This window comes from Streptomyces viridosporus (assembly GCF_002078235.1).
GTDB classification, from domain to species: domain Bacteria; phylum Actinomycetota; class Actinomycetes; order Streptomycetales; family Streptomycetaceae; genus Streptomyces; species Streptomyces viridosporus.
Genome location: NZ_MSGP01000146.1, coordinates 1 through 4,975 on the forward strand (window position 1 = coordinate 1; position 4,975 = coordinate 4,975).

Sequence of the window (4,975 nt, forward strand, 5' to 3'; positions counted from 1 at the left end):
GCGCCCGGGGCGTGGGTGGGGATGCTGGGGTTCACGCTGCTGGGGCTGGGGCTCTGCGTGCTGGTGCCGCAGACGTTCGCGGCGGCGGGGCGGCGCGCCTTCGAGCTGCACGGCCCGGGGGCTTCGGACGCGGCCGTAGCGCGTCTCAACGTCTTCAATTACGTGGGTTTCCTGATCGGTTCGCCGCTGGTCGGAGTGCTCGGCGACGTCTGGAGCTACCGCGGGGCGATGCTCGTTCCGATGGTGCTGGTCCTGGTGACACTCGTGTACGCCAAGTCGTTCGCGCCTCAACCGGACCGATACGGTGGCGGGCATGAGCGGCCGCGCACAGCTGATGTGGGACGAGGCAGTAACGGGCTATGACTTCGGCCGGGACCATCCGATGGACCCGGTCCGGCTCGCCCTGACCCGGAGTCTGGTCGGGGCCCTCGGGCTCGACCGCGAGGTGGAGGTGGTCGCGGCGAAGGCGGCCGGGGAGTCGACGCTGCGGCTCGTCCACCGGGAGGACTACATCGACGCGGTGAAGGCCGCGTCGGCGGACCCGGCGACCGCGGACCAGGCGTACGGGCTGGGGACGCTCGACGATCCCGCGTTCGCCGGGATGCACGAGGTGTCGGCGCTGATCGCCGGGCAGTCGGTGGGGGCGGCGGAGGCCGTGTGGCGGGGGGACGCGCTGCACGCGGTGAACTTCGCGGGCGGGCTGCACCACGCGATGCCGGGGGCCGCCTCCGGCTTCTGCGTGTACAACGACGCCTCGCTGGCCATCGCCCGGCTGCTGGAGCTGGGGGCCGAGCGGGTCGCGTACATCGATGTCGACGTGCACCACGGGGACGGGGTGCAGGCGGCGTTCTGGGAGGACCCGCGGGTGCTGACGATCTCGCTGCACGAGCATCCGCGGACGCTGTTCCCGCAGACCGGGTGGCCGGAGGAGACGGGGGCGGAGACCGCGGAGGGCAGCGCGGTCAACGTGGCCCTGCCGGCCGGGACCGGGGACGCCGGATGGCTGCGGGCGTTCCACTCCGTGGTGCCGGAGCTGCTGGCCCAGTTCCGGCCGCAGGTGCTGGTGACGCAGCACGGCGCCGACACGCACTTCGAGGATCCGCTGGCGCACCTGGCGGTGTCGCTGGACGCCCAGCGCGCGGTGCAGATGGCCTGCCACGAGCTGGCGCACACCCACACCGACGGGCGGTGGGTGGCGCTGGGCGGCGGCGGGTACGCGGTGGTGGAGGTCGTGCCGCGGTCCTGGACCCATCTGGTGGGCATCGCGGCCGGACGGCCCGTGGATCCCACGACGATGATCCCCGAGGCCTGGCGGCAGGAGGTCTACGCCCGGACCCGGCAGCCGGCGCCGCGGCGGATGACCGACGGGCGGTGGCCGGTCCCCTGGTCCGCGTGGGACGAGGGGTACGACCCGGCGGACCGCCTGGACCAGGCGATCCTGGCGGTGCGGCGCGCGGTGTTCCCGTTGCGGGGACTGCTGGCGTAGGCCCGGCACGGGTCCGGGGGTCCGTGGGGGCCGTTACGCCGACCGTGCGGTGTTCGCCGGTTCCGGGCGCGGCCGGCCCCCGTGTCCCGCACCATCGTGTCCGTGCCGTCCTCCGCCGACCTCCGCGCCCACCTCCTGGCCGCCCGGCTCGCCGGGGTCGTGGGCACCACGCGGGAGGAGAGCCTGCGGAGCTACCGGCTGTTCGCCGCCCGGGACCCCCGGATGCTGATCGGTCTGGATCCCGCAGGGGCGTGGGAGGAGCGGGAACTGCTCGCGTTGATGGCGGACAGGTGCGGGGTTTCGGCCGATCCCGGTCACACCTCCGGCCACGAGGTGATCGACCCCGAGCGGACCCTGGCCGCCCTGGACGCCTGCGCGGGACGGTTGGCGGTCGCCGCCCGTCGTGGTGCGCCCGTGCTGCTCGGCACCGGTCACCCGCACCGGCTGCTCGGCTTCTACGCCGCTCTGGCAGACGCGCTGTCGGCGGCGGGATGTGCCGTCCTCACTCCGGCGCAGGGTCGCTCTGTCGACATAACGACCCGGTTCGGCCTACGCACGTACAACCTCGACTACGTACGGGGAGTCGGACTCGTCCGCCAAGCCGCCCCGCAACGCCCCGGTCGTGAGCCCGGCGCGCACACGCACTCCCCCCTCCCGGTTCGGACCGCGCTCGACGCGGCCGCGGCGGCCGGCGGGCCGCTTCCGGAGTTGGTGATCGGAGACCACGGCTGGGCCTGCGGGGCAGGTCAGCTGGGGTTCGAGGCCGTCGCGCTGGCCGATGTGAACGACCCGGCGCCGTTCGTCGGAGAGGCCGAGGGTGCCGTGGCCGTCGTCGTTCCACTTGATGACGGCGTGCGGTCCGGTTACTACCTGCCGCTGACCCGCTACATACTCAAACGGGCGTGTCTGTCGCAGTAGGCCGCTGATGGGTGCACCTCTTCCCCACTCGCATCACCCGCCCCTACATTGGGGAGTGAGCACGCAGCGACGAAGAGTCACCGGAAGGGGAAGCCGGTGGCCGTCGAGTGCGGAAGGTTCAGGTGTGTCATGGCTGCAGCTGGCGAGAGGCCTCTGAACGAGGTTCAGTTCCTTACCGTGGCGGAAGTCGCCTCGGTGATGCGAGTGTCGAAGATGACCGTGTACCGGCTGGTGCACAGCGGTCATCTGCCCGCGATTCGGGTGGGGCGGTCCTTCCGCGTCCCCGAGCAAGCGGTTCACGAGTACCTCCGCGAGAGCTACGTGGGGGTGGAAACCGCCTGACGGCGCGTCGGGGAGTCCTGTTCAGAACACTCATGGGACTCCCCGGCCTCCTCGATTACGACCTCAGCGCTCGGGCGGGTAGGCTAGCCCCTCGTAGGTCGTGTGGGCCCATGGCGCCCAAACACCGAGTGATGAGAAGTGAGCGAGGGTAGTCGTGGGCTCTGTTATCAAGAAGCGGCGCAAGCGGATGGCCAAGAAGAAGCACCGCAAGCTGCTCAAGCGCACGCGCGTTCAGCGTCGCAACAAGAAGTAAGCGACGACGCGGAAGCGTGTCCAGTGGCCCTCCACCGCACTTCGGTGGGGGGCCACTGTCGTCTCGCGGGCGTTCCCGGTGTTTCCCGGACGTCTCCGTGTTTTCCCGGACGTCCCCTGGGTTCCCGGGCGGTGGGGAGTCCGGCCGGGTTCGTTCGTACGTCCGGGGCTGTCGTCACTTCGTGCATCGGGTGGGCACCACAGAGCGACGGCGACCCGCTAAGTTGACCGTCGGGGGCAGGGCGAGAGAAAGGCGCTGATCTTGGGAAAGGTCGTGCTCGTGACCGGAGTGGCCCGTCAGCTGGGAGGCCGCTTCGTCCGGCGGATCCAGCGTGATCCCGAGGTGGAGCGGGTCGTCGCGGTGGACGCGGTCGCGCCCGAGCACCACCTGGGCGGCGCCGACTTCGTCCAGGCCGACATCCGCCAGCCCACCATCGCGCGGGTGCTCGCCGAGACGGGGGCCGACACGGTCGTCCACCTCGACGTCACGGGCACGCCGCTCGGCAGCGGCAGCCGGGCCGCGCTCAAGGAGACCAACGTCATCGGCACCATGCAACTGCTCGGTGCCTGCCAGAAGTCCCCGCACGTCAAACGACTGGTCGTGAAGTCCAGTACGAACGTCTACGGTTCCGCGCCCCGCGATCCGGCGGTCTTCACCGAGACGACCCCGCCCAAGTCCCTGCCCAGCGGCGGTTTCGCGAAGGACACGGTCGAGGTGGAGGGCTATGTGCGCGGGTTCGCGCGCCGCCGCCCGGACGTCGCGGTGTGCGTGCTGAGGTTCGCCAACATCCTGGGCCCCGCCGCGGACAGCCCGCTCGCCGCGTACTTCTCGCTGCCGGTCCTGCCGACCGTGCTCGGCTACGACCCGCGGCTGCAGTTCGTGCACGAGGACGACGTGATCGAGGTGCTGCGGATCGGCTCGCACGAGCCGAGGCGCTCCACGCTCAACAGCGGCACCTTCAACATCGCCGGCGACGGCGTCCTGCTGCTCTCCCAGTGCGCCCGGCGGCTCGGGCGGCCCACCGTGCCCCTGCTGCTTCCCGCGGTCACCTGGGCGGGTTCGCTGGTGCGTACGCTGGGGATGACGGATTTCTCGCCCGAGCAGATCCGGCTGCTCACACACGGGCGGGTGGTGGCGACGGACCAGATGCGCGAGACGCTGGGCTTCACCCCGAAGTACACGACTGCGGAAACGTTTGGGGACTTCGTGCGCAGCCGCGGCCCCGGTCTGCTTCCGCCCGAGGCCCTCGCGAGGGCCGTCGACCGGATCGCCGCGCTGCCCCTGCCGGGCAGCGGTCACTCCCCGACGCAGAGCGCCAACTGAGGAGCGCAGCAACGATGGCGGACGCCAAGGTCATTCCGTTCGACGACGACCGCTCCCGTGGGGGCGCCGCACAGCGCCCGCCGCGCCGCCGGGGCGGTGCGGGGAGCCGGCGCCCGGGCGCGCAGCCCGCGGCGGTGGGGGAGGTGCAACCCCTGCCGGGCGTGGCGTCCGCGCGGGAGGATGCTCCCGTGCCCCGGGGAGAAGAATCGTCCCCGCAGCCGTCCGGGGAATCGTCCCCGCAGCCGTCCGGTGACGGCGCCGACGGACTGGAACGGCGGGTCGCGAGCGGCCTGGCCTTCCTGCGCCGCCGCCTCACCGGGGACTACGAGGTCGACGACTTCGGCTACGACGAGGAACTCACCTCCCAGGTCCTGATGTCCCTGCTGCGCCCGGTGTACGAGAAGTACTTCCGGGTGGAGGTGAAGGGCATCGAGAACATCCCGTCGAAGGGCGGCGCCCTGATCGTCGCCAACCACTCCGGGACGCTGCCGCTGGACGGCCTGATGATGCAGGTCGCCGTGCACGACCACCATCCGGCCGACCGCCATCTGCGGCTGCTCGCGGCCGACCTGGTGTTCGTGCTGCCGGTGGTGAACGAACTGGCCCGCAAGCTCGGTCACACCCTGGCCTGCGCCGAGGACGCCGAACGCCTC

At 71.6% G+C, this 4,975-nt stretch carries 6 protein-coding genes and 1 pseudogene; all 7 read left to right on the top strand.

What is annotated here, in order from left to right; all coding sequences use genetic code 11:
• A pseudogene (locus tag B7L92_RS11285) lies at nucleotides 1-363 on the top strand (MFS transporter); the annotation flags it as partial.
• Nucleotides 314-1,486 (top strand): acetoin utilization protein AcuC, encoded by a 1,173-nt coding sequence (locus tag B7L92_RS11290; RefSeq protein WP_081237300.1) that lies wholly within the window; start codon nucleotides 314-316, stop codon nucleotides 1,484-1,486. The pseudogene B7L92_RS11285 and the gene B7L92_RS11290, both read left to right, overlap by 50 nt.
• Nucleotides 1,487-1,588: 102 nt before the next feature.
• Nucleotides 1,589-2,404 carry a phosphatase gene (locus B7L92_RS11295; RefSeq protein WP_081237302.1) on the top strand — a complete coding sequence of 272 codons (816 nt, stop codon included), beginning with the start codon at nucleotides 1,589-1,591 and terminating at the stop codon, nucleotides 2,402-2,404.
• Between the two features lie 129 nt (nucleotides 2,405-2,533).
• A complete protein-coding gene (locus tag B7L92_RS11300) occupies nucleotides 2,534-2,746 on the top strand; it encodes a helix-turn-helix domain-containing protein (RefSeq protein ID WP_004984898.1) in 213 nt (70 codons plus the stop codon).
• Nucleotides 2,747-2,900: 154 nt separating this feature from the next.
• Nucleotides 2,901-2,999, top strand: a complete 99-nt coding sequence (locus tag B7L92_RS11305; RefSeq protein ID WP_003948845.1) for a 30S ribosomal protein bS22 — start codon at nucleotides 2,901-2,903, stop codon at nucleotides 2,997-2,999.
• Nucleotides 3,000-3,260: 261 nt separating this feature from the next.
• Nucleotides 3,261-4,322, top strand: coding sequence for an NAD-dependent epimerase/dehydratase family protein (locus B7L92_RS11310; protein WP_081237301.1), 1,062 nt, complete (start codon nucleotides 3,261-3,263; stop codon nucleotides 4,320-4,322).
• Between the two features lie 14 nt (nucleotides 4,323-4,336).
• The coding region (locus tag B7L92_RS11315) for a 1-acyl-sn-glycerol-3-phosphate acyltransferase (protein WP_143626289.1) at nucleotides 4,337-4,975 on the top strand (639 nt) is incomplete at its 3' end.